Below are 24,716 nucleotides of genomic sequence, written 5' to 3'. Positions count from 1 at the left end.
GACATTGAAGTCGTTAACGGCCTGATTACTCAGGCCTCTGATAATGGATTGATCATGCGAACTGCACACCTCGAATACGAAACGCCGGCTTATTCCGCACGCCAACAGTGGCGCGATGACCGTGCCAGGTGCCCCATGGAGGATGTCGCGTTGCCCAGCGCAAAAGTAACCCGGTTGGCGGGCTTGAAGAAGGTTGAGGGCAAACCTGTCGAATTGCTCGTGCATGGCCAAAACATCGGTGATGACGCCCTGCTGATTGTTCACCTTACCGATGAAGGTTTCGAGTTGAACGACGTCGTCGACATGCTTTCAACCTCCGAGCTTTACCAGCAAGGCGACGTGGTCAAACTCATCACTGGCAAGTCGGTCAGAACGGTTCGGCGGCTGCTGAAGGAAGGAAAACCGGTACGACTTGACCCGCAGCAGAGTGTCATCGCCTACCAATATGCGTTGGTGCTGGAGTTGGCCATTCGGGCCTTCGGGGGGCAACCACGGGCGGAGGATTGGCTGCAGAAACCCTCTACCTATTTTCACGGTCATGTGCCGCTGGAGTTGACCTTGCATCCATTGGGTTTTCAGATGGTCGAGCAGTATTTGCAGCAGCTTATCTACGGGGTTTACCCATGAACCCCTTGCCGTGGGACAAGCATTGGTATGCCTGGCGGCTGGATCCCGAGGTTTACGGAGGCACGTGGGACAGCGGGATTGGATCGAAGTTGAAAGGCGGTCGCTGGAATATACCCGGACGACGCGTCGTCTACGCCTCAGTCGATCCTTCCTCGGCCATTCTGGAGGTGGCAGCCAACCGCAGTTTTGATGCCCTGGACCGCGAACCTTATGTATTGACGTGCTTTGAGGTCATCAGCGACGCGAAGGTGAAAATCGTGCAGCCCGAAGAGGTGCCGAACCCTTACTGGCTGAGCCCTGCACAGCCTTCACCCAATCAGCAATTGTTCGCCGACGCGTTGCTGGCCGAGCACCCGTTTGTATTGATTCCGTCGGCGGCAACCCGCCATTCGTGGAACTTGCTAGTGAGCTGCGACCTGGCAGAAGGGCAGTTCAGGATGGTCTCGCAGGAGCGGTTCGGCCTCGATACCCGCTTACTCGCGGAAATGGCGTTGGTCTGATGAAGCGTCATGCCGCATTTTGCATAACCTCAGCACCCAACGGTCTAAATCGCACCCTATAAATCGTCATCCGCCATCGCACATCCCTGCATAAACCAAAACGCAGGGATGGCTGTTCATGATCCATTTTTCACCCGTTAAATCCCCTTTGAGCCTGGCCTTGCTGCTGGCGATCAACACGTTGCCGGCTGTCGCTGCCGACAGCAGTGCGACAGAACCGACCACCCAATTGCAACGGGTCGAAGTCACCGGCACCGCGATTCGCCGGGTCGATGCCGAAACCGCTGTGCCTGTCACCATCCTGCGGGTCGAGGAATTGCAGAAGCAGGGCGTGACCACCACCGAAGAGCTGGTAAGCCGTATCTCTGCCAACCAGTCGTCCGTAGGCTCCGGGCGTTCGGTGGGTTCTTCCAGCGGCGGCGCGTCTTATGCGGACTTGCGTGGCATTGGCCCGAACAAGACTTTGGTGCTGCTCAACGGTCGGCGTCTGAGCAACAACGCGACCAATGCGATCAATGGCTCTGGCGTCGACCTCAACACCATCCCGTTCGCCGCCATCGACCGGGTGGAGGTGCTGCGCGACGGCGCCTCGGCGTTGTATGGCACCGATGCCATCGGTGGGGTGATCAACTTCATCACCAAGACCAGCCTCACCGAAGGCCAGATCAGCACCAATTACGATACGCCGACCCATTCCGGTGGCGGTGAAAGCCGCAACTTCAGCGGCAGCTGGGGTTTTGGTGATTTGCAGGACGATCGCTTCAACGTTTTCGGCGTGGTGAGCTACGACAAGCAGAATCGCCTGGCGGCCGACGATCGCGGCTACACCTATAACTACCAGCCGGGACGCGGACTCGATTACACCTCCGGCACGGCATCGCCCGCCAACTGGAGCCAGGGCAGTAACGCCACCAACCCGCTGGCCGGTTCCGGTTGCAATGCGCCGGGGCTGTTGTCACGCAACGGCATCTGCCGCCAGAGCCTGTGGAATTACCTGGATCTGGTGCCGGAAACCGAAAAGACCTCCGCGTTCGCCAAGGCCACCGGCAAGCTGTCGGATGATCACAACGTCAGCCTCGAATACTTCTGGGCGCGCAATGAAAACCGGACGCAGATCGGCCCCGGCACTTTGATGGGCAATCAGGTCAATCCTGGCACGGCGTTCTATCCGGGTAACGGCATTACGCCCGGCCCGAGCGGTTTCGCCCTCGACCCGACGCAACCGGTGGACGTGAATTGGCGCGAAACTGCCGTCGGTGCCCGGCAGCATGAAGATGACAACACGGGTCAGCGCCTGCTGTTGAGCTTCGATGGCACGCTGGTGGGGTGGGATTACAACCTCGGCGCGTCGTACAACCAGAACAAGGTGGTCAACACGATTCGCAGCGGTTACGTGAACGACCGTGCCGTCAGCCAGGGCATCGCCAACGGTGTGATCAACCCGTTCGGTCCACAGACTGCTGCCGGTTCAGCATTGTTGGCGGACAATGAGGTAGACGGCGATTACGCAACAGCAGTGGGCCGGGTCAAGGCGATTGACGGGCGCATCAGCCGCGAGATCGGCGACTGGTTCGGTGCAGGGCCTTCGGCGCTGGCGCTGGGCGGTGAATACCGCAAGGAAGATTTCCACCAGGATTTCGCCGCGTTTGCCGGCGACGTGCAGAGCCTGGGTGTTGATCCCAATGGCAGCGTAAAAGGGGATCGCAGCGTCTCGGCCCAATACGCCGAGGTCAACGTGCCGGTGCTCGACAGCCTTGAATTATCCGCCGCCGTGCGCCACGACAAATACAGCGACTTTGGCAGCACCACCAACCCGAAATACTCGTTCCGCTTCCAGCCGTTCAAGGAGCTGGTGGTGCGTGGTGCCTACAGTGAAGGCTTCCGTGCGCCGTCGCTTTATGAGTTGTACAACCCGACGTTCACCTCGTTCACCAATGCCAACTACAACGACCCGCGCCTGTGCGCCGGTGGCAACCCGAGCAACGGCGGGATCGCCAACCGCGACTGCGCCCAGCAGTTCAATCGCACCTCCGGCGGCAACACCGACCTGAGCCCGGAAACCGCACGCAACGTCACCCTCGGTTTCGTTTATCAGCCGTTCGATCGACTGACCACCGGGCTGGATTTCTGGTGGATCGACATCGCCAACCAGATCGCCGAATTCCCAGAATCGGCGGTGTTCGAAAACCCGGAGCTGTACCCGGAGCGCCTGATCCGCAAGCCTGATGGTTCCATCGATCACATCGTCACCGGCCTCGCCAACCTCGGCAAGATCAAGACCAACGGCGTCGACGTGAGCTTCGACTATCGCCTGCCGAGCACACCGTATGGCGATTTCGGCATTGGCCTGCAAGGCACTTACGTCACCCGTTACGACTATCAGCAGCAGCTCAAGGGCGACTACATCGACAAGCTCGGCGATTTTCGTGGCGGCGACTTTGCCTCGGCCGGCGCCGTGGCTCGTTGGCGTCACAGCCTGACCGGCAGCTGGAACTACGGTCCGCTCGGTGCCAGCCTGACCAACCGCTACACCAGCGGTTACCACGACTCTGATCGCGAGACTCACGATTACGTCGGCTCGTACAACGTCTGGGACGTGGCCGGCACCTATATCTGGCGCAAGACCCTGGCGGTGACCCTCGGGGTGAAAAACCTGTTCGACCGCGAGCCGCCATTCAGCAACCAGACCTACACGTTCCAGAGCGGCTACGACCCGAAATACGGCGACCCGTTTGGCCGCACGCTGTACACGCGGATCAATTACAAGTTCTGAGAAAGATAGGTCGGGGCGGGTTTTAGTAACACATCGTTCTAACCCCCGACCTATAAAAAGGCCCGGCCTGTTGCACATCACCATCAGGCAGGCACGTGGTGAAAGGATCTGCCCATGTTTTCCAGAGTCATTCTGTTCAGCGTCGGTCTGTCGCTGAGCCCGGTGCTGTTCGCGGCGCCCCAACACGCCCTCACGGTCTACGGCGAAGCCCCGAAATACGCCCCGGACTTCCAGCACCTGGCCTACGCCAACCCCGACGCCCCCAAGGGTGGAACCTTGCGCCGCTCTTCGCTGGAGAGCGGCCCGTTCGATCACCTGATTCCCTACATCGACAAAGGCACCGGCGTTGCCGACATAGACGGCTGGCTCTACGCGCCGCTGGCCTATCGCAGCAAGGACGAGCCTTACAGTGTCTACGGTCTGGTCGCCCACCGGATGGAGCTGGACGCGGACCGGCGCTGGCTGCGCTTTTACCTGAACCCCAAGGCTCGGTTCGAGGACGGCACGCCGATCACCGCCGAAGACGTGCGCTACACCTTCGAGCTGTTCACCACTCAGGGCAGCCTCAAATATCGCCAACAGTTTCGCGATGTCGCCGAGGTGCAGGTCGAGTCGCCGACCCAGGTGCGTTTCGTGTTCAAGAACAACGAGAGCCGCACATTGCCGCTGGATCTGGCGACGTTGCCGGTGCTGCCCGAGCACTGGTGGCGCACACGCAATTTCGCCGATGGCGCAGGCTTCGAGATTCCGCCGGGCAGCGGGCCGTACAAGGTCAGCGCGGTGGACGCCGGGCGCAGCGTGAAATTTCAGCGGATCAAGGATTGGTGGGGCAGGGATCTGCCGATCACTCGCGGGCTCTACAACTTCGATCAATTGAGCGTGGAGTTCTTTGCCGACACGGACGTGTCGCGACAAGTGCTCAAGGCCGGTGGCTTCGATTACAACCGCGAATTCTCCGCCACCAGTTACACCATCGGTTACGCCGGCGCGGCGCTGGAGCAGGGCAAGTTGCTGCGCGAACACCTCGCACCCGGGGCCGCGCAAGGTGCCCAAGGCTTTGTGTTCAACTTGCAGAAGCCGGTGTTTCAGGATCGCCGGGTGCGGCAGGCGATCGCCATGCTCTGGGATTTCGAATGGAGCAACCGGCAGATGATGCGCAGTATGTACCTGCGTCAGCGCAGCTTCTTTTCCCACAGTGCGTTGTCGGCCACCGAACTGCCGGATGCCGAAGAGCTGAAAATCCTCGAACCGTGGCGCGGCAAGATTCCCGATGAAGTCTTCAGTCAAGTGTTCGAGGCGCCGCGCACCGACGGCAGCGGCAACGTCCGCGCGCAACAGTTGCAGGCGCTGAAACTGTTGGAGGCCGCCGGCTGGAAACCCCGAGGCGATCAACTGGTGAATGCCGCCGGCGATCCGCTGCGATTCACCTTTCTCAACGGCCAGAAGGGGTTCGAGCGTCTGCTGCTGCCGTTCAAACGCAACCTGGCGCAGATCGGCATCGGCTTCGATATTCGTCAGGTCGACACCGCGCAATACACCAACCGCGTACGCAGCCGCGACTACGACATGATCGTGGTCGGTTACCCGGTGAGTCAGGCACCGGGGCGCGAGCTGTTCAACTATTTCGGCTCCGACGGCGCTGATGATCCCGGCTCCAACAACTACATGGTGCTGCGCGACCCGGCGGTGGATGCGCTGCTTGAAGGCGTGGTGCAGGCCGACAATCGCGAGAGCCTTCTGCGCCACGCCCATGCGCTGGATCGGGTGTTGCAGTGGGGCTATTACTGGATTCCCAACTATTACCCGCCAGGGATTTCCACGGTGTGGTGGAACCGTTTCGGTCGCCCGGCGATTGCGCCGCTGTACGACGCCGGCCTCGACACCTGGTGGGAAATCAGTCCGACCGCGCTGACCTCGACGCAAATGCAGCAACAGCAAAAGGAGTACGCCGCCCATGTGGGGTTATAGCCTGCGGCGTCTGCTGCTGATCGTGCCAACCTTGCTGGCGATTCTGCTGGTGAACTTCGTGATCGTGCAGGCCGCGCCCGGTGGCCCGGTCGAACAAGCCATCGCCCGATTGCAGGGGATCGGTGTCGGTGCGGCGGTGGGTGCCAGTCATGTCGAAAGCATTGGCGGCGAGTCCCGCGCGACCCGTGGGCTGGACCCGAAACTGGTGGCCGAGATCGAGCGCCAGTACGGCTTCGATAAAAGCACCGGCGAGCGCTTGTGGCTGATGCTCAAGAGCTATGCGCAACTGGATTTCGGCAAGAGTTTCTTCCGGGGTGCGTCGGTGACCGAGCTGATCTGGCAGAAGCTGCCGGTGACCTTGTCGTTGGGATTGTGGGCGACGCTGATCACTTATCTGGTATCGATTCCGCTGGGCATTCGCAAGGCGGTGCACAACGGTTCGGCGTTCGATGTCTGGAGCAGCGCGGCGATCATCATCGGCTACGCGATGCCGGGATTTCTGTTTGCGCTGCTGCTGATCGTGGTGTTCGCCGGCGGTACGGCGCTGGACTGGTTCCCGGTGCGAGGGCTGGTCTCGGACAACTTCGTCGAGCTGTCGCTGTGGGGCAAGGTTGCTGACTACTTCTGGCATTTGGTGTTGCCGGTCAGCGCGTTGGTGATCGGTGGGTTTGCAACGCTGACGATCCTGACCAAGAACAGCTTCCTCAACGAGATCTCGCGGCTGTACGTGGTCACGGCCCGAGCCAAAGGCCTGAGCGAACGACAGGTGTTGTACGGGCATGTGTTTCGCAACGCGATGCTGCTGGTGGTGGCCGGATTGCCTCAGGCGTTGGTCACGGTGTTTTTCGGCGGCTCGTTGCTGATCGAAGTGATCTTCTCCCTCGACGGTCTCGGCCGCCTGAGCTACGAGGCGGCGGTGTCGCGGGATTACCCGGTGGTGTTCGGTTCGCTGTTCATCTTCACCCTGTTCGGGCTCTTGATAAAACTGTTGGGCGACCTGTGTTACACGCTGCTCGATCCGCGCATCGACTTCACCGCGAGGACTGCCTGATGCCGACGCTTTCTCCCATCGGACAGCGCCGCTGGGCGCGGTTCAAGGCCCATCGGCGCGGCTGGTGGTCGTTATGGCTGTTTCTCGCGCTGTTCGGCCTGAGCCTGGGCGGCGAACTGGTCGCCAATGACAAACCGTTGCTGGTGACGTATCAGGGCGAATGGTTTTTCCCGGCGTTCAAACGCTACACCGAGCAGGATTTCGGCGGTGAGCTGCCGTTCCAGCCCGACTACCGCAGCGCCCAGGTGCGTGAATTGATCGAGGGGCAGGGCGGACGGATGTGGTTTGCGCCGATCCCGTTCGGCTTCGACACGGCCAACTACGACCTCAGCGAACCGGCCCCGAGCCCGCCCACCGCTGAAAACTGGCTGGGCACCGACGATCAGGCGCGGGATGTGCTGGCGCGGGTGATATTCGGCACGCGGGTCTCGCTATTGTTCGCCCTGGCGTTGACGGCGGTGAGCGCGTTGATCGGCATCGCCGCCGGTGCCTTGCAGGGCTATTACGGCGGCTGGGTCGACTTGCTCGGCCAGCGCTTGCTGGAGGTCTGGTCGGGGCTGCCGGTGCTCTATCTGCTGATCATTCTGTCGGGTTTCGTCGAGCCGAATTTCTGGTGGTTGCTGGGGATCATGGCGCTTTTTTCCTGGCTGAGTCTGGTGGACGTGGTGCGCGCCGAGTTCCTGCGCAGCCGGGGGCTCGAGTACGTGAAAGCGGCGCGGGCGCTGGGTGTCGGCGACGTGCAGGTGATCGTGCGGCACATTCTGCCCAATGCCATGAGTGCGACGTTGACGTACCTGCCGTTCATTCTGACCGGGGCAATTGCCACGTTGTCGGCGCTGGATTTTCTCGGCTTCGGCATGCCCGCCGGCAGCGCTTCGCTGGGCGAGTTGATCGGCCAGGGCAAGAACAATCTGCAAGCACCGTGGTTGGGCCTGACGGCATTTTTTGCCCTGGCGCTGATTCTTTCTCTACTCGTATTCATCGGCGAAGCCTGCCGAGATGCCTTCGACCCCAGGACTTGATATGCGTGAACATCTGATCGAAATACGCGACCTGCGGGTGGCGTTCAAAGGGCAGGAAGTGGTGCACGGCATCAACTTCGACATTTGCCCGGGCGAATGCCTGGCGCTGGTGGGCGAGTCGGGTTCCGGCAAGTCGGTGACGGCCCACAGCATCCTGCAACTGCTGGACCCGAACATCACCCGGATCGACGGCAGCATCCGCTACGGCGGCGAAGAGTTGCTGGGTGTGCACGAGCGCTATCTGCGGCAACTGCGCGGCAACCGCATCGCGATGATTTTTCAGGAGCCGATGAGTTCTCTAAATCCGTTGCACAGCATCGAGCGGCAACTCGGCGAAAGCCTGGCGCTGCACAGAGGCCTGGCCGGCGCGGCGGCGCGCAAACGGATTCTGGAGCTGTTGGAGCTGGTGGGCATTCAACGACCGCGCGAGCGGCTGAAAGCGTATCCGCATCAGCTCTCCGGCGGGCAGCGGCAGCGGGTGATGATCGCGATGGCGCTGGCGTGCGAACCGCAGTTGCTGATCGCCGATGAGCCGACCACAGCCCTCGATGTCACCGTGCAACGCAAGATTCTGTTGCTGCTCAAGGAACTGCAACAACGTCTGGGCATGGCGCTGCTGATTATCAGCCATGACTTGAATCTGGTGCGCACCATCGCCCAGCGGGTGGCGGTGATGCGTGCGGGTGAGATCGTCGAACAGGCAAGCTGCGAGCAGTTGTTCCGTGCGCCGCAGCATCCCTACAGCATCGAGTTGCTCAACGCCGAACCCGGCGGCGCGGCGCTGTGCCGGGATGCGGCGGAGGATTTGCTCGAAGTTCGCGATCTGCATGTGCGTTTTCCGCTGGGAGGCGGCTGGCTGCGGGCCAAGTCGTATCTGCACGCGGTCAATGGCATCGATCTGGACCTGCAGCGGGGCAAGACGCTGGGCATTGTCGGTGAGTCCGGCTCGGGCAAGTCCACGCTGGGTCAGGCGATCCTGCGCCTGATCGATGCCGACGGCAGCATCCGCTTCAACGGCGAGGCGCTTGAGCAACTGAGCGGCAAACAATTGCGTCCGTTGCGCAAACGCCTGCAAGTGGTGTTTCAGGATCCGTTCGGCAGCCTCAGCCCGCGCTTGTGCGTGGAGCAGATCATTGCCGAGGGTTTGCAGGTGCACAGTGACTTGGATGCGCAGGCGCGCGAGCAGGCGGTGATTGATGTACTGAAGGAAGTCGGGCTCGATCCGGCGACGCGTCATCGCTATCCCCACGAGTTTTCCGGCGGGCAGCGACAACGCATCGCCATCGCTCGGGCGCTGGTGCTCAAGCCGGATCTGATCCTGCTCGATGAGCCGACGTCGGCCCTGGATCGCACGGTGCAGAAACAGATCGTCGCGCTGTTGCGCCGGTTGCAGGAGGAGCACGGGCTGACTTATCTGTTCATCAGCCATGACCTGGCGGTGGTGCGGGCGCTGGCTCACGATCTGATCGTGATGAAGGATGGCGAAGTGGTGGAGCGTGGCGAAACGGCCGGGTTGTTTGATTCGGCCCGGCACCCGTACACACGGGAATTGCTGGCGGCATCGTTTGCCGGTGTGAACGCCTGAAACGACAAATCCCGCCACAGGGGCGGGATTTGTTTGCAGACTGGCTGCGGTCTTACGCGGGGAACAGCTCGGACAGTTTCATCGACAGCATCATGTCGCCTTCAACGCGCAGCTTGCCGCCCATGAACGCCTGCATGCCGTCGGTTTCGCCGCTGACGATGCCTTTGAGGGTTTCGCTGTCCAGCACCAGCGTGCAGTTGGCGTCCGGGTTTTCGCCTTCCTGGATGTCGCAGGTGCCGTCTTTGACGATCAGGGCGTATTGCTTGTCTTCGTCAGTGATGTTGAAACCGAAGACCAGATCCAGACCGGCAGCGGCGGCTGGGTTGAACTTGGCTTGCATTGCTTTTACGGCATCAGCTACGGAGGTCATGGTTCGATCCTTTTTGGTTGATTGCAGCAGGGTCACAGTAATCCGGACTCAGCGAAAGGTGATGAGTTCCGGGGCCTTCAGCAGCTGCAGGTGTGCATGACTGTTGAAGGAAGCCAGAGCCACCTCGCGACCGCGGAACTTCAGCTGGTTGAGCGAGGTGTTGACGATTTGCCAGTTCAGTTCAAAGGCCTGCCGGGCAGGCATTTGAGTGATCAGGTGAAGCAGGGCGGTGATCGTGCCACCGGAGGTGAACACCGCGATTTTCTGGGTGTTGTCAGCCTGTTCGAGAATCCGCTGCAGCCCTGCCTGGACCCGCTTGACGAAACCCAGCCAGCTTTCCAGGCCCGGCGTGTCGTAGGTGCCGGCGAGCCAGCGTTCGATGATCAGGGCGAAGATGCGCTGGAACTCGCCACGGTTTTGCGCGGCGTTACGCAGGATTTCCAGGGCTTCGGGCTCTTCCGGCAACATGGCCGGGAGCAGCGCGCGGATCACGGCGTCGGCATCGAATTCGTTGAAGGCCGAATCGATTTCCAGAGCCGGAACCGGCAAACCGACGGCGGCGAACTGCTCCAGCGCGCTGTTGGCCGTGTGTTGCTGGCGGCGCAGGTCGCCCGACAGGCAGCGGTCGAAGCTGATTCCGAGTTCGGCGAGGTGACGGCCGAGGATTTCTGCCTGGCGTACACCGGTCGGCGACAGGACGTCGTAGTTGTCTGCACCGAAGGAGGCCTGGCCATGTCGAATCAAGTAGATGCTGCCCACGTCCGCGTCATCCCGGTACGTTGAAGGTTGTGGCGAGGTTATGGGGATGACGGTGAGCTGTCAATGAAAAAACATACGCTTGTTTGAAATGCCCGTTCCAGCCTTGTTGCCAGAGGTTTCACGGCTGGCCGACGGGCCGGTGCATGGGTATGCTGGAGCCAATTCCCGCGTGTGTTTCACGACCGCGCATCGTTTGAAGGAGTCACTGTGGAGTTTTTGACTGAATACGCCAGTTTCCTGGCCAAGACCGTAACGCTGGTCATCGCCATTCTGGTGGTGCTGGCGAGTTTTGCTGCGTTGCGCAGCAAGGGCCGGCGCAAATCTGCCGGCCAGTTGCAGGTCAGCAAGCTCAACGATTTCTATAAAGGCCTGCGTGAGCGGCTGGAGCAGACCCTGCTCGACAAGGATCAGCTCAAGGCCTTGCGCAAGGGCCAGGCCAAGTCCGAAAAGAAACAGAAGAAGAAACCCGACGCCAAACCGCGGGTATTCGTGCTGGACTTCGACGGCGACATCAAGGCCTCGGCGACTGAAAGCCTGCGCCACGAGATCACCGCGCTACTGACCCTGGCCACACCGAAGGACGAAGTGGTCCTGCGTCTGGAGAGCGGCGGCGGCATGGTTCACAGCTATGGTCTGGCCTCGTCGCAACTGGCGCGCATCCGGGAAGCCGGCGTGCCGTTGACCGTGTGCATCGACAAGGTCGCGGCGAGCGGCGGCTACATGATGGCGTGCATCGGCGAGAAGATCATCAGCGCGCCGTTTGCGATTCTCGGCTCCATCGGTGTGGTGGCGCAGTTGCCCAACGTCAACCGCCTGCTGAAAAAGCACGACATCGATTTCGAAGTGCTGACCGCTGGCGAATACAAACGCACCCTGACCGTATTTGGCGAAAACACCGAGAAGGGTCGGGAAAAGTTTCAGGAAGACCTGGACATCACCCACCAGCTGTTCAAGAACTTCGTTGCCCGCTATCGCCCGCAACTGGCGATCGACGAAGTCGCCACCGGTGAAGTCTGGCTCGGCATCGCGGCATTGGAAAAGCAACTGGTCGACGAACTCAAGACCAGCGACGAATACCTGGCCGAGCGTGCCAAACAGTCCGAGGTCTATCACCTGCACTATGCCGAACGCAAAAGCCTCCAGGAACGTATCGGCATGGCCGCCAGCGGTTCGGTGGATCGCGTGTTGTTGAGCTGGTGGAGCCGGCTGACCCAGCAACGATTCTGGTGAATCGGGCATAAAAAAACGCCGGTCGAATGACCGGCGTTTTTTTGTGTTTGACTCAGGGTTTTATCGACGACGGAACAGCGGCAGCGGTTCATCGGTGGCGGCCTGATAGGTCACCGAAAAGTCCTTCAGGCTTTCAAGGGCGTCGTACGGGTCTTTGTCCGCGCGCAGGGCGAAGGCATCGAAGCCGCAACGGCGCATGTAGAACAGTTGGTCACGCAGCACGTCGCCAATTGCTCGCAATTCACCCTTGAAACCGTAACGGTCACGCAGCAGGCGGGCGTTGGAGTAGTTGCGGCCATCGGTGAACGCCGGGAAGTTCAGGGCAATTACCTGGAACTCATTCACGTCGTCACCGATTTCCTCGGCTTCTTCGTCGGCGTCCAGCCACACACCCAGGCCGCCATCGCGGGCCTTGAGCATGCGGGCGTGTTCACGCCACAGTTGCAACGGGACGATCAGGTCGTCGCAGTTGCTGATTTCGTCGATGTTGAAATCCTTGGGCAGCAGGTGCCAGGTTTCGTCGACGACCTCGTTGTTCTTAATGATTCGCTGCATAGACGCGTTCCTTGAAGAGGTCGATGCCAATACGCTGGTAGGTGTCGATGAAACGCTCGTCTTCGGTGCGTTGTTCCACGTACACGTCGATCAGTTTGGAGATCACGTCCGGCATGTCTTCCTGAGCGAAAGACGGGCCGAGGATCTTGCCCAGGCTGGCGTCACGGCTGGCGCTGCCACCGAGGGAGACCTGGTAGAACTCTTCACCTTTCTTGTCCACACCGAGGATGCCGATGTGGCCGACGTGGTGGTGACCGCAGGCGTTCATGCAGCCGGAGATGTTCAGGTCCAGTTCACCGATGTCGAACAGGTAGTCCAGGTCGTCGAAACGGCGCTGGATCGATTCGGCGATCGGGATCGACTTGGCGTTGGCCAGGGAGCAGAAATCACCGCCAGGGCAGCAGATGATGTCGGTCAGCAGGCCGATGTTCGGCGTGGCGAAGCCAGCTTCACGCAGCTCGCCCCACAGGGTGAACAACTGGCTTTGCTCGACGTCGGCCAGAATGATGTTCTGCTCGTGGGACGTGCGCAGTTGACCGAAGCTGTAGCGCTCGGCCAGGTCGGCGACGGCGTCGAGCTGCTTGTCGGTGATGTCGCCCGGTGCAACGCCGGTTGGCTTCAGGGACAGGGTCACGGCCACATAGCCCGGCTTCTTGTGCGCCAGGGTGTTGCGCGTGCGCCAGCGGGCGAAGCCCGGATGCTCTTTGTCGAGGGCGGCCAGTTCGGCGTCTTGATTGCTCAGCGCCTTGTAGTCCGGGTCGACGAAGTGTTTGGCGACGCGATGGACTTCGGCTTCGGTCAGGGTGGTCTGCCCGCCGCGCAGGTGTTCCATTTCGGCATCGACTTTCTGGGCGAAGACTTCTGGAGTCAGCGCTTTGACGAGGATCTTGATCCGCGCCTTGTATTTGTTGTCACGACGGCCATAGCGGTTGTAGACCCGCAGGATCGCGTCGAGGTAGCTCAACAGGTCCTGCCATGGCAGGAATTCGTTGATGAACGCGCCGACCACCGGAGTACGACCCAGACCACCGCCGACCAGCACGCGGAAACCGAGTTCACCGGCAGCGTTGTGGACCGGCTCAAGGCCGATGTCGTGGACTTCGATGGCCGCACGGTCGGAGGTCGAACCGTTGACGGCGATCTTGAATTTACGCGGCAGGTAGGCGAATTCCGGGTGGAAGGTCGTCCACTGACGAACGATTTCGCACCACGGACGCGGGTCGATCAACTCGTCGGCTGCGACACCGGCGAACTGGTCGGTGGTGACGTTGCGCAGGCAGTTGCCGCTGGTCTGGATGGCGTGCATCTGCACGGTGGCCAGTTCCGCGAGGATGTCCGGGATGTCTTCCACCGCCGGCCAGTTGAACTGCACGTTCTGGCGCGTGCTGATGTGGGCGTAGCCCTTGTCATAGTCGCGGGCGATTTTCGCCATCATGCGCACCTGGCGCGAGGTCAGCTGGCCGTAAGGCACCGCCACGCGCAGCATCGGCGCGAAACGCTGGATATACAGGCCATTTTGCAGGCGCAGGGGGCGGAATTCTTCTTCGCTCAGCTCACCTGCCAGATAGCGTCGGGTCTGATCACGGAACTGCTTGACGCGGTCCTCGATGATCCGCTGATCGTACTCGTCGTATACGTACATATAAGTCCTGTTCTCAGGCTTTGGCCACTCGGAAAACGCTGCGTTTTCGCTTGCTGGAGTCCGATGGTTCCTCTGCAATTCGGCGCGCACGGCCGCGCACTCCCTGAAGGAGCCGGGGCAATATACCCGTTTGCAGTTATGCGCAAAAGTGATGTTTGAGTATATGGAAAGAACCAAATCGCCTAACGAGAATCACTTTCAACTAACCCACATTTGTCGTGCGGTCAATCATCGTCTTAACTGTGGTCGAGTCTTTCTGCAATCACCGATAAAACCGACAAGAGGCGATGCAATGAGCAACCCAACCAAGGCAAGGAAAAGCGATAGCAGCGTCGATGCATGGGCCATTCTGTTCCTGATCATTCTGGTCGTTGGAACGGCGGTGTTCTGGGTCAGCCATCAGTAAAACGACTCGTCCGGGCCCCGCTTGCGACGATTGTCGGACAAAAGGCGGGATCAAGCGCCAAAGGCCAGGTGATCAATGGCTATAATGCGCGGCCATTTTTCCTTGGGCCCGGATGATTCATGTTCAAGTTTCTCCACCTCAGCCTGCTGCTGTTCGGCGCGGTTTTCGGTACGTGCGCGCGTGCAGAGTCGGTGCTGTTCCTGAATCCGGGCTCGACCCAGGAAGCGTTTTGGGTCAGCTACTCGCAATTCATGCAGGCCGCCGCCCGGGACCTGGGCATCGACTTGCGCATCCTCTATGCCCAGCGCCAGCCGGAACTGACCCTGGCTCAGGCGCGACTGGCCCTGCAGGGGCCTGAGCGCCCGGACTATCTGGTGTTCGTCAATGAACAGTACGTGGCGCCGCAGATCCTGCGTATGGCCAATGGCAGCGGCGTGAAGCTCTTTATCGTCAACTCGGCACTGACGCCCAACCAGAAGGCGATGATGGCCGATCGTGCTGATCGCATCGGCAGTCTGGTGCCCAACGATGAAGAGGGCGGCTACTTGATGATGAAGGAGCTGATTCGTCTGCATCCGGCTGTCGCGCCCGGTGAAAGCATCGACCTGCTGGCCTTTTCCGGTCTGAAGATCACGCCCTCGGCCCAACTGCGAGAAAAAGGCATGCAACGGGCACTCGCCGAGCATCCTCAGGTGCACCTGCGGCAACTGGTCTACGGCGGCTGGACGCAACAGCGTGCCTACGAGCAGGCCAGGCAATTGCTGGTCCGCTATCCCAAGGTGTCATTGGTGTGGGCGGCCAATGATGAAATGGCCTTCGGCGCGATGCGTGCCGTTTCGGAAGCCGGCAAGGTGCCGGGCAAAGACGTGCTGTTCAGCGCGGTCAATACCTCGCCAGAAGCGTTGCAGGCGTTGGTTGACGGGCGGCTGAGCGCGTTGCTGGGCGGCCATTTCACCCTCGGTGGCTGGGCACTGGTCGAGCTGCATGATCACGCGCAGGGTGTCGATCTGAATCAGTACGGCGGTCGTGACCGACAGATTCCGTTGCTGCAACTGATCGATCGGGATCATGCCCGCCGAATCCTTGCCATGGGCGCCTCACCGGACTATGGCGTGCACTTTCGCAAGCTCTCGGCGAAAGGCCGTCCGGTTTCCTACCGCTATCCGTTCAATCTGCAGACACTGATGCACTGAGCGAGTCAGACGCCGGCCAGATGCACCACCAGTTGAACGATGCCGAACAGCGTCAGGGCGAACACTGCCGTGAACGCAATGCCCAGAAAGATGAAATGACTCGGCTTGCCGTGGGTGAAATCCCTCGCCCGGTTCTTGCCGCTTTGCACCCCGAACGCCGCCGCCATGACGCTGTGCAGCATCTGCCAGAAGGTCGGTGGTTTGTTGTCGACTGGATCGTCCATACATCCCTCGTCTCAAAGTGTGCCTGTTGAGCATAGTCAATCGGCCGACAGCGCGCGAAACCGTTGGTAATGCCTTGGTGGCGCCGGCATAACTATCTACTGCGAACGGTCGCCCGCGAAATGGTGTGCTGACGCCTCATCCCACAGGAGAGGCGCCATGCCACCGATTCCCGCCGCTGATATGAGACCCGCGGCCTCACAGAGCATCCACGGTCCGTTTCTTGAACAGGCCATTCCCGATTGGCTGACGGACGCCACGGCGCAGCGACGTGCGGAGCTGGGCAGCGCCAACGCGGCACTGACGCCCGGTTATCGCCAGGCCACCGCGCAGCAGCGTCGTGCGTTGAACGACGCCGTTGTCGCCAGTTTCGTCGCCCAGTCCCGGCTGGACCGACAACTGTCAACCCTGCAAAACATCGACACCTTTGCCAGGCCTTTGCTGACCAAGGCACTGCAGGAGCAATTTGGCGTGGAGATAGATGTCGATGTGATTTATCTGTGCCTGAACAAACCGGTTCAAATGGGGATCCTTTCGATAGAAGTGGGTGTGTTCGAGTTCATCAAACTGCCGCTGCTGCAGGCGGCGCTGCATAACTTTGCAGCCTCGGAATGTGAGCCTGAGGCATTCCACGATTCTTCCGGTTTCTTGATCGAATGGTGGACATCCGGTGTGCTCCTTCCCCTGCAAACCACGTTGACCGTTCCCGGGTTCATCACGCTATGCCGTTCGCTGGACATCGGCGCCAAGTATCAGGCTTACCTCAGGGGCTATCTCCACGCCGAAGAGGTGCAAGCGACCCTGCGGGACAATTTCATCGGCGCCGCCAAGGCTGATCTGCGCGCTGCCGCCGAGCAGGCGCTGCTGTGCAACGACATCGAGCCTGCCGACTACCCGATGATCCTGTCGGTCATCGATGGCAACCGGCATCCTCGCCTGGGCAACAAGAGCGTCTGGTTTCACGAACTGAGCCTGATGAAGCATCGTATGACTGGATGTGTCTGTTTCTCGATCAGCGAGAATGATCGCTATACAGACGATTTGCTGCTCTATATCCCCCATGATCCCCGGCACCCGTTGAAGCGTTATACGCGCAAGCAACTGTGGGACATGTTCAGGAAGCGCTTCAGCGAACGCGACAGCGGCTCGTCGGCAGAGGTTGTGCCGACGGCGTATCAGCGGTTTTTCAGCCGTTTCGTGGCTTATGCCGATCGCGCGGACTATTTCAGTCAGTTCACTCGCGATGCCTCGGACGCATCGGCCGCCGGGCGTGTTGTTCTCAAGCTCCTTACAATGCTCAATCCCTTCACCGGCTTCACATCCGTCCATGAATGGCCCCCCCTGCGCCAGCAACCGCTCCCGGAGGACGACCCTTATCTGGCCCCGGCAGTCATTCCCCGCGAGGGCGATGACCCCGCATCCGAAAACGTTGACCTGTGGAACTATCTTTTCGAGCAACACCGCGACCGGCTCACTGCCGATGCCCGCAGTCACGCCGTACCCACGGCTGATGTCGATGCGAAAGTGCGCAGTGAGAAGCTCGCGGCACTGCTGAACATCGGCATGCTGGTGCTGACCACGGCAGCAGGGTTTGTACCTGTGCTGGGCGAGATCATGACTGGCGTCATGGTCGGTCAGTTGCTGGAAGAGTCCATTGAAGGCGTCATTGACTGGAGCGAAGGGGATCGCCAGGCCGCCAAGGCGCACTTGATCGATGTCGCGGAAAATCTGGTGCTGTTCGGCGTGCTCGCCGGGGCCGGAAAAAGCCTGGACGGTGTCAGACCTGCAACGGCTGCACCCGTGATGGAAAAACTGCATCCGGTCACATTGGCCAGCGGCGAAACCCGGCTGTGGCGTCCGGATCTGACGGCCTATGAAAGCCCCGATTGGCATCTTCACCAACACGAACCCAATGCCCTGGGGCAATTCACCGAAGGGGAGAAAACCTGGATCCGGATCGAGGGCAGGGCGTACGAGAAGCACTGGGACAGGACAATCAAACGCTGGCGAGTGCGGCATCCCCGCGATCCCCGCGCCTACCAGCCGCCGCTCAGCCACAACGGCGTCGGTGCCTGGCGCCATACGCTGGAGCGTCCGTTGTCCTGGGACCGGCTGACGCTGCTGCGCCGCATCGGGCATCGAACCGACAGGCTTTCAGACACGCAATTGCTGGCCATCGCCGATATCGGCGGTGTCAGTGACAACGCTTTGCGCAAAATGCATCTGGATAACCTGCCGCCGCCGCCCGAACTGGCCGATGCGTTGCAATTGTTTGAAGCGCCTCGCGGCACAGCCGCGCCGGACGCGCGAATCATCAAGCTGCAAACGGCGTGTCCGGGACTCGGCGATGCCGCCGCCAGGGAGGTGCTGACCCATGCCGATGCCGACTCGCTGGCGATCTTGCAAACCTCCAGGCCAGTCCCTCGCCGCCTGCTGGAGGAGGCGCGCTGGCATGCAAGTCAGGGGCGGGCGAGTCGCGCGTATGCCGGTTTGTACCTGGAGCATCCTCCAGCCGACAGTGGGCGTCTGGCATTGCAGTTGCTCGAGAAACTGCCGGGCTGGCCGGGCGATGTGCGGCTGGAGTTTCGCGATCGGCATCGACAGGGCGGGCTGCTTGAGGCGATTGGCAGCGAATCGGCGGCACACCGTGTGTATCTGGTGAAACAGGGGCCGTTGTTCCAGGCATTCAGCGAGCAGGCATCGAGCGCTCGGCTCGATCGGTTTTTCCCCGCGCTCATGCGCGCTTTGCCACGGCAATCAACAGAGGCGCTGGGGATATTCGGGATGACGGACGGCGCCAGGCTACAACGTGCGATCATCGATTACGCCACCGCTCACCCGGAGCAGGTTCGCGCCTTCGTGGTTCCACCCGGCCAGGGCGTCCGTGCGTTCACAGCGCCAGTGCGTCTCGAAGGTCGTCGACTGGGGTATTTCGCCAGTGGGGAGGGCGCAGTAGGGCGTTCGGGTGTCAATCCTTCGCTGGTGATCCGATTGCTCGACGTCTATCCGAATCTGGATTTGCGACAGGCCAACGGGGTCATCCTCAGAGCGATGAGAGAAGGCCAAAGCGACGCGCAGATCATGCAAGGGCTGGTCGAACGCGCGCTTGAGTGGGAGCGCCTTGAATCAACGCTCGCTCAATGGGCGGTTCCCGGTGCGCATGTCGAAGAGCGCTTGCGAGCTGTGCGTCAGTTGAAGCAATGCTGGCGCAATGCACCACTTGCTGCCGAAACCCCGGGTTACAGTCACCTCGAATGGGTCTGCGACGACCCGCTGCCACCCATGCCGGGGACTTTTCCTCATGTGAAATCCCTGCGTCTGCAATCACGCCGTTCAGATGCTGCACAAATGCGTGGATTCCTGCGCGCATTCCCCGAGATTCGCCATCTCGATCTCAGTGAATGTGCGCTGACCACCAATCCCGTCCCCACCGATACCCGCGTGAAACTGGTGGAGCTCAACCTGTCCGGCAATCCGCTGTATCGGCTGGACGTCTCGAACATGCCGAACCTGAAGGTCCTGAACCTTCAAGGGACGCAACTGCAACAATGGCCGCGGGCAGCCGAAGAGCTTCGGGCGCTGCGCTGGCTGGATCTGCGCAACACCCGCATCACCACGCTGGCGCCGCAAATGCTTGCCCGTGACGAACTGTTGATCAATACCAATCTGACCGGTGCTCCCCTTACAGACGAAACGCAAGTCCGCCTGCGGGCGGCACAACAACGGGTCGAGTCGACCCTGGGGCTGCCGGAGGGGACGTTGGCAAGGTTTGCCCTTGAACCGATACCCGACCCTTACCCGCACCCCATCGAGACGGGGTCGCGCGTGGCCTCGCGGTTGTTGCCGCTGCCACCGGCATTGCCCGCTGAAGAGCATCCAGGTTCGTTCATCGGTCGCCTGCAGCGAATCATTCCCGAGCTGTCGGAGCAGGAGGCCATTGAAGCAGTCGAGTACCTGCGCATTGGCGCCAGCGACGAACAAGTCAGTGCGCGGCTCGCTGAGTGGAACCGGCGGTTCGACGTGATGACCCGGGAGTTGAATGGCTGGATCTTCGTCCGGCGCAGTTCAGAACAGCGTTTCAGGCATCCGCGAATCTCATCGGAAGGTCGCGGGGACGCGGCACAAAAAATCATCGAGTGCTGGCGACTGGGTCTGCTCGGTGAGGCTGGCGAGGCCGATTATGTGCTGGATCTGGAAGGCACTCTCGGTGTGGGAGCGTTGCCCAGGCTGCCGGAAGCCTTTACCCATGTGGCGGGCTTGAATCTGCGAGGGCTGGAACTGAGCGAGCAAGGCCTCAACGATTTCCTCCTGTCGTTCACGCAAGTTGAAACCCTGGACCTGGCTGCCAATGCACTGGAGAACTTGCCGCAAGCCATCGGCGACATGCAGCGGCTTGAGCAACTGGATCTGTCCGCCAATCGCTTGCAGGACGGGCGCACTGTCGTACAGCGGCTGGAGTCGCTGCAGCACCTCAGGCGCCTGAGTCTGAACTACAACCGTTTCAAATCCTTCAACGCCGCGTCTCTGGAGGCGCTGGAGCTGCTGGAACTGAATCACAACCGACTCAAGGATTTCAACGCAGCGATCCCGCCCTGGCTGGAGCGGCTGCATTTGAACGGCAATGACCTGAAGGAATGGCCGGCCGGGGTGCTGCACGCCGAGCGTCTGCATACGCTGAAGCTGTTCGGCAATCCGATCAGGGATATTCCGGCACAGGCGTTTGACGGCCGCCATGATGAACTGCTTGCCGGAACACATTTATCGGGACACTTGCGATCATTGTCGACAGACAGTCTGCAACGGATCCGTGACCATGCTGAGCGAACGGGCGCTCAGTCGGTGCTGGGAATATCCCGGGAGACGCTTGAGCAATGGATGGCTGATCGCGAGTGGGAGGAACCGGACGGTTCCTCCTCTTCCGACGACTCGGACCGAATCTGATGGCTCAGTTGTCGTAGCCCAGATTGGGTGCCAGCCAGCGCTCGGTCAGGCTCAATTCCTGGCCTTTGCGCGAGGTGTAGCTCTGCACCTGATCCTTGTCGACCTTGCCCACGGCGAAGTACTGAGCCTGCGGATGGGCGAAGTACCAGCCGCTGACGGCTGCCGCCGGGAACATCGCGTAGTGCTCGGTGAGGAACACACCGCTGCGGCCGGCGCGCATTTCCTGTGCTTCAGGGTCGAGCAGGGCGAACAGGGTGGCCTTCTCGGTGTGATCCGGGCACGCCGGGTAGCCGGGGGCAGGGCGGATGCCGGAATACTGCTCTTTGATCAGCGCCTCGTTATCGAGGGCTTCATCCTTGGCGTAACCCCAGTGCTCTTTGCGCACCTGCTGGTGCAGCCACTCGGCGCACGCCTCTGCCAGACGGTCGGCGAGGGCCTTGACCATGATCGAGTTGTAATCGTCGCCGGCGTCCTGATAGGCCTTGGCCACTTCTTCGGCGCCGATCCCGGCGGTGGTGATGAAACCACCGACATAGTCGGTCACTTCGCTGTCCTTCGGCGCAACGAAGTCGGCGAGGGAGAAGTTCGGTTTGCCGTCGGTCTTGATGATCTGCTGGCGCAGGTGATGCAGGCGCGCCATTGGCTTGCCGTCATCGCCGTACAGCTCGATATCGTCGTCGTGCACCTGATTGGCCGGCCAGAAGCCGAACACCGCACGGGCGCTGATCAGTTTCTCGTCGATCAGCTTGGTCAGCATCTCGCGAGCGTCCTTGTACAGCGCGGTCGCCGCTTCGCCGACCACTTCGTCTTCGAGGATGCGCGGGAACTTGCCGGCCAGGTCCCAGGAGATGAAGAACGGCGTCCAGTCGATGTACTCGGCGAGAACGTTGAGGTCGATGTTGTCCAGCACGCGGGTGCCGGTGAAGGTCGGTTTGACCGGGGTGTAAGTGGCCCAGTCGAACTGCGGCTTCTTGGCGATCGCGGCGGCGTAGCTCAGGCGTTCGGTGCGGGCGCTGCGGTTGGCGGTGCGCTCGCGGACGTCGATGTACTCTTCGCGGGTCTTCTGGACGAAACCGGCTTTCAGTTCCTTGGACAGCAACTGCGTCGCCACGCCCACGGCGCGGGAGGCGTCGGTCACGTAGACCACTGCGTCGTTGCTGTACTTAGGCTCGATCTTCACCGCCGTGTGCGCCTTGGAGGTGGTCGCGCCGCCGATCATCAGCGGCAGGTGGAAGTCCTGGCGCTGCATCTCGCGGGCCACGTGGACCATCTCATCCAGCGACGGGGTGATCAGCCCGGACAGGCCGATGATGTCGCACTTCTGCTCCTTGGCCACCTGCAGGATCTTCTCCGCCGGCACCATCACGCCGAGGTCGACGATGTCGTAGCCGTTGCAACCCAGCACCACGCCGACGATGTTCTTGCCGATGTCGTGCACGTCGCCCTTGACGGTGGCCATCAGGATCTTGCCCTTGGCTTCCGGCTTGTCGCCTTTTTCCAGTTCGATGAACGGGATCAAGTGAGCTACGGCCTGCTTCATCACGCGGGCGGATTTCACCACTTGCGGCAGGAACATTTTGCCGGCGCCGAACAGGTCGCCGACGATGTTCATACCGGACATCAGCGGGCCTTCGATCACTTCGATCGGGCGCGCGAAGGACTGACGGGATTCTTCGGTGTCTTCGACGATGTGGGTGGTGATGCCCTTGACCAGCGCATGTTCCAGACGTTTGTTGACGTCCCAGCCGCGCCATTCTTCGGTCTCGGCTTCCTTGACGCTGCCGTCGCCCTTGTACTTGTCGGCGATGGCGAGGAGGGCGTCGGTGCCTTCCGGCGTGCGGTTGAGGATCACGTCTTCAACGGCGTCGCGCAGTTCCTGCGGGATCTGGTCGTAGATCTCCAGCTGACCGGCGTTGACGATCCCCATGGTCAGGCCGGCGCGGATCGCGTACAGCAGGAACACCGAGTGAATCGCCTCGCGCACCGGGTTGTTGCCGCGGAACGAGAACGACACGTTGGACACGCCGCCGGAGCTCAGGGCATACGGCAGCTCGTCGCGGATGTAGGCACAGGCGTTGATGAAGTCCACAGCGTAGTTGTTGTGTTCTTCGATGCCGGTGGCCACGGCGAAGATGTTCGGGTCGAAGATGATGTCTTCCGGCGGGAAGCCGACTTCGTTGACCAGAATGTCGTAGGAGCGTTTGCAGATCTCTTTCTTGCGCGCTTCGGTGTCAGCCTGGCCGGCTTCGTCGAACGCCATCACCACCACGGCGGCGCCGTAGCGCTTGCACAGTTTGGCGTGGTGGATGAACTGCTCGACGCCTTCTTTCATGCTGATCGAGTTGACGATGCCCTTGCCCTGAATGCACTTGAGGCCGGCTTCGATCACGTCCCATTTCGAGGAGTCGATCATGATCGGTACGCGGGAAATGTCCGGTTCGCCGGCAATCAGATTGAGGAAGGTCACCATGGCCTTCTTCGAATCGAGCATCCCTTCGTCCATGTTGATGTCGATCACCTGGGCGCCGGCCTCGACCTGCTGCAGGGCGACTTCCAGGGCTTCGGTGTAGTTGTCTTCACGGATCAGACGGGCGAATTTCGCGGACCCGGTGATGTTGGTCCGCTCGCCGACGTTGACGAACAGCGAGCTGCGATCAATGGTGAACGGTTCCAGACCCGACAGGCGGCAGGCCTTGGGAATGTCCGGAATCTGCCGAGGCGCGTAACCGGCGACGGCTTTGGCGATGGCTTCGATGTGGCCCGGCGTGGTGCCGCAGCAACCGCCGACGATGTTGAGGAAACCGCTCTGGGCGAATTCTTCGATGACCTTGGCGGTGTCCACCGGCAGCTCGTCGTACTCGCCGAATTCGTTCGGCAGGCCGGCGTTCGGGTGCGCCGAAACGTGGGTGCTGGCCTTGTCCGACAGCTCTTCCAGGTACGGACGCAGTTCGCGTGCGCCGAGGGCGCAGTTAAGGCCGACGGAAATCGGTTTGGCGTGAGCCACAGAGTTCCAAAACGCTTCGGTGGTCTGGCCCGACAGGGTACGGCCGGAGGCGTCGGTGATGGTGCCGGAGATCATGATCGGCAATTCGAAGCCCAGTTCTTCGAACACGCCTTGCACGGCGAAGATCGCGGCTTTGGCGTTGAGGGTGTCGAAGATGGTTTCGATCAGGATCAGATCCGCGCCGCCCTCGATCAGGCCTTTGGTGGCCTCGGTGTAGTTTTCGACCAGCTCATCGAAGGTGACGTTGCGATAGCCCGGGTTGTTGACGTCCGGCGACAGCGAGCAGGTGCGGCTGGTCGGGCCGAGAACGCCGGCGACGAAGCGCGGCTTGTCGGGGGTCTCGAGGGTTTTCGCGTCGGCGACCTTGCGTGCCAGACGGGCGCCTTCTACGTTGAGTTCGTAGACCAGTTCTTCCATGCCGTAGTCGGCCATGGAAATCTGCGTGGCGTTGAAGGTGTTGGTCTCGAGGATGTCGGCACCGGCATCCAGATAGGCTTTCTCGATGCCGCCGATCACGTCCGGGCGGGTCAGCACCAACAGGTCGTTGTTGCCCTTGACGTCGCTCGGCCAGTCGGCGAAGCGTTTGCCGCGATAATCCTGCTCTTCGAGCTTGTAGCTCTGGATCATCGTGCCCATGCCGCCGTCGAGAATCAGGATGCGCTCTTTGAGAGCTTGCTTGAGAGCTTGAAGGCGGACGCTGCGATCGGACATTGGGACTACTCGAAAAGACCATGACGAAGGAGCGGGATCATAACAAACCTGTGCGGATTTAGAGCATGTGGCGCTTTTGCATGAATATCGCTCATGTTGGTACGGGCGTCATAACGGTAGAATCGCGGCGTTTTTTCTTCAGGATCAGGATCAGGGA

Annotated in this window: 16 protein-coding genes; 10 read left to right on the top strand and 6 right to left on the bottom strand. The window is 60.9% G+C overall.

What is annotated here, in order from left to right; translation table 11 throughout:
• Window positions 1-135 precede the first annotated feature (135 nt).
• From ACODTD_RS06860 to ACODTD_RS06830, 7 genes are all read left to right on the top strand, one after another.
• Window positions 136-627: an antitoxin Xre/MbcA/ParS toxin-binding domain-containing protein gene (locus ACODTD_RS06860; protein ID WP_201819331.1), complete on the top strand. Its 492-nt coding sequence runs from the start codon at window positions 136-138 to the stop codon at window positions 625-627.
• Window positions 624-1,127 (top strand): RES family NAD+ phosphorylase, encoded by a 504-nt coding sequence (locus tag ACODTD_RS06855; RefSeq protein ID WP_011334506.1) that lies wholly within the window; start codon window positions 624-626, stop codon window positions 1,125-1,127. The genes ACODTD_RS06860 and ACODTD_RS06855 overlap by 4 nt, the downstream gene beginning before the upstream one ends.
• Window positions 1,128-1,245: 118 nt before the next feature.
• Window positions 1,246-3,900 carry a TonB-dependent receptor gene (locus tag ACODTD_RS06850; RefSeq protein ID WP_489104632.1) on the top strand — a complete coding sequence of 885 codons (2,655 nt, stop codon included), beginning with the start codon at window positions 1,246-1,248 and terminating at the stop codon, window positions 3,898-3,900.
• A 114-nt stretch (window positions 3,901-4,014) separates the two neighbouring features.
• Entirely contained in the window at window positions 4,015-5,868 is a 1,854-nt protein-coding gene (locus tag ACODTD_RS06845; RefSeq protein ID WP_489104631.1) for an extracellular solute-binding protein, read from the top strand.
• Entirely contained in the window at window positions 5,855-6,919 is a 1,065-nt protein-coding gene (locus ACODTD_RS06840) for a microcin C ABC transporter permease YejB (RefSeq protein ID WP_489104630.1), read from the top strand. Before ACODTD_RS06845 ends, ACODTD_RS06840 begins: the two co-directional genes overlap by 14 nt.
• Window positions 6,919-7,941 carry an ABC transporter permease gene (locus ACODTD_RS06835; RefSeq protein ID WP_489104629.1) on the top strand — a complete coding sequence of 341 codons (1,023 nt, stop codon included), beginning with the start codon at window positions 6,919-6,921 and terminating at the stop codon, window positions 7,939-7,941. The genes ACODTD_RS06840 and ACODTD_RS06835 overlap by 1 nt, the downstream gene beginning before the upstream one ends.
• A gap of 1 nt (window position 7,942) precedes the next feature.
• Window positions 7,943-9,526, top strand: a complete 1,584-nt coding sequence (locus tag ACODTD_RS06830; RefSeq protein ID WP_011334501.1) for an ABC transporter ATP-binding protein — start codon at window positions 7,943-7,945, stop codon at window positions 9,524-9,526.
• 52 nt (window positions 9,527-9,578) lie between these two features.
• Here ACODTD_RS06830 and ACODTD_RS06825 read toward each other — a convergent pair whose 3' ends face one another.
• Both ACODTD_RS06825 and ACODTD_RS06820 read right to left on the bottom strand, forming a co-directional pair.
• On the bottom strand, window positions 9,579-9,896 hold the full coding sequence (locus ACODTD_RS06825) for an SCP2 sterol-binding domain-containing protein (protein ID WP_007959502.1): 318 nt from the start codon (window positions 9,894-9,896) through the stop codon (window positions 9,579-9,581).
• A 48-nt stretch (window positions 9,897-9,944) separates the two neighbouring features.
• Entirely contained in the window at window positions 9,945-10,655 is a 711-nt protein-coding gene (locus tag ACODTD_RS06820) for a histidine phosphatase family protein (protein WP_489104628.1), read from the bottom strand.
• Window positions 10,656-10,862: 207 nt separating this feature from the next.
• Here ACODTD_RS06820 and sohB point away from each other — a divergent pair, with 207 nt between their 5' ends.
• Entirely contained in the window at window positions 10,863-11,885 is a 1,023-nt protein-coding gene (gene sohB, locus ACODTD_RS06815) for a protease SohB (RefSeq protein ID WP_011334499.1), read from the top strand.
• A gap of 60 nt (window positions 11,886-11,945) precedes the next feature.
• Here the strand turns inward: sohB and ACODTD_RS06810 are convergent, their stop codons facing one another.
• Both ACODTD_RS06810 and ACODTD_RS06805 read right to left on the bottom strand, forming a co-directional pair.
• Window positions 11,946-12,440, bottom strand: a complete 495-nt coding sequence (locus ACODTD_RS06810) for a DUF934 domain-containing protein (RefSeq protein WP_007959510.1) — start codon at window positions 12,438-12,440, stop codon at window positions 11,946-11,948.
• A complete protein-coding gene (locus ACODTD_RS06805; protein WP_011334498.1) occupies window positions 12,424-14,082 on the bottom strand; it encodes a nitrite/sulfite reductase in 1,659 nt (552 codons plus the stop codon). Before ACODTD_RS06805 ends, ACODTD_RS06810 begins: the two co-directional genes overlap by 17 nt.
• 525 nt (window positions 14,083-14,607) lie before the next feature.
• On the opposite strand from ACODTD_RS06805, the gene ACODTD_RS06800 reads away from it, so the two are divergent.
• Window positions 14,608-15,681 (top strand): ABC transporter substrate-binding protein, encoded by a 1,074-nt coding sequence (locus ACODTD_RS06800; protein ID WP_011334497.1) that lies wholly within the window; start codon window positions 14,608-14,610, stop codon window positions 15,679-15,681.
• A gap of 5 nt (window positions 15,682-15,686) precedes the next feature.
• Here ACODTD_RS06800 and ACODTD_RS06795 read toward each other — a convergent pair whose 3' ends face one another.
• The gene (locus ACODTD_RS06795; RefSeq protein ID WP_007959515.1) at window positions 15,687-15,905 is read right to left on the bottom strand and encodes a DUF2970 domain-containing protein; all 219 of its coding nucleotides are present in this window, start codon (window positions 15,903-15,905) and stop codon (window positions 15,687-15,689) included.
• Window positions 15,906-16,062: 157 nt separating this feature from the next.
• Between ACODTD_RS06795 and ACODTD_RS06790 the strand changes: the two genes are divergently transcribed.
• On the top strand, window positions 16,063-20,844 hold the full coding sequence (locus tag ACODTD_RS06790; RefSeq protein ID WP_489104627.1) for a dermonecrotic toxin domain-containing protein: 4,782 nt from the start codon (window positions 16,063-16,065) through the stop codon (window positions 20,842-20,844).
• 4 nt (window positions 20,845-20,848) lie between these two features.
• On the opposite strand, the gene metH is transcribed toward ACODTD_RS06790, so the two are convergent.
• A complete protein-coding gene (gene metH / locus ACODTD_RS06785; protein ID WP_011334495.1) occupies window positions 20,849-24,559 on the bottom strand; it encodes a methionine synthase in 3,711 nt (1,236 codons plus the stop codon).
• Window positions 24,560-24,716 lie beyond the last annotated feature (157 nt).

The organism is Pseudomonas sp. FG35 (assembly GCF_057809295.1).
This window is presented reverse-complemented; position numbering and strand designations above follow the sequence as displayed.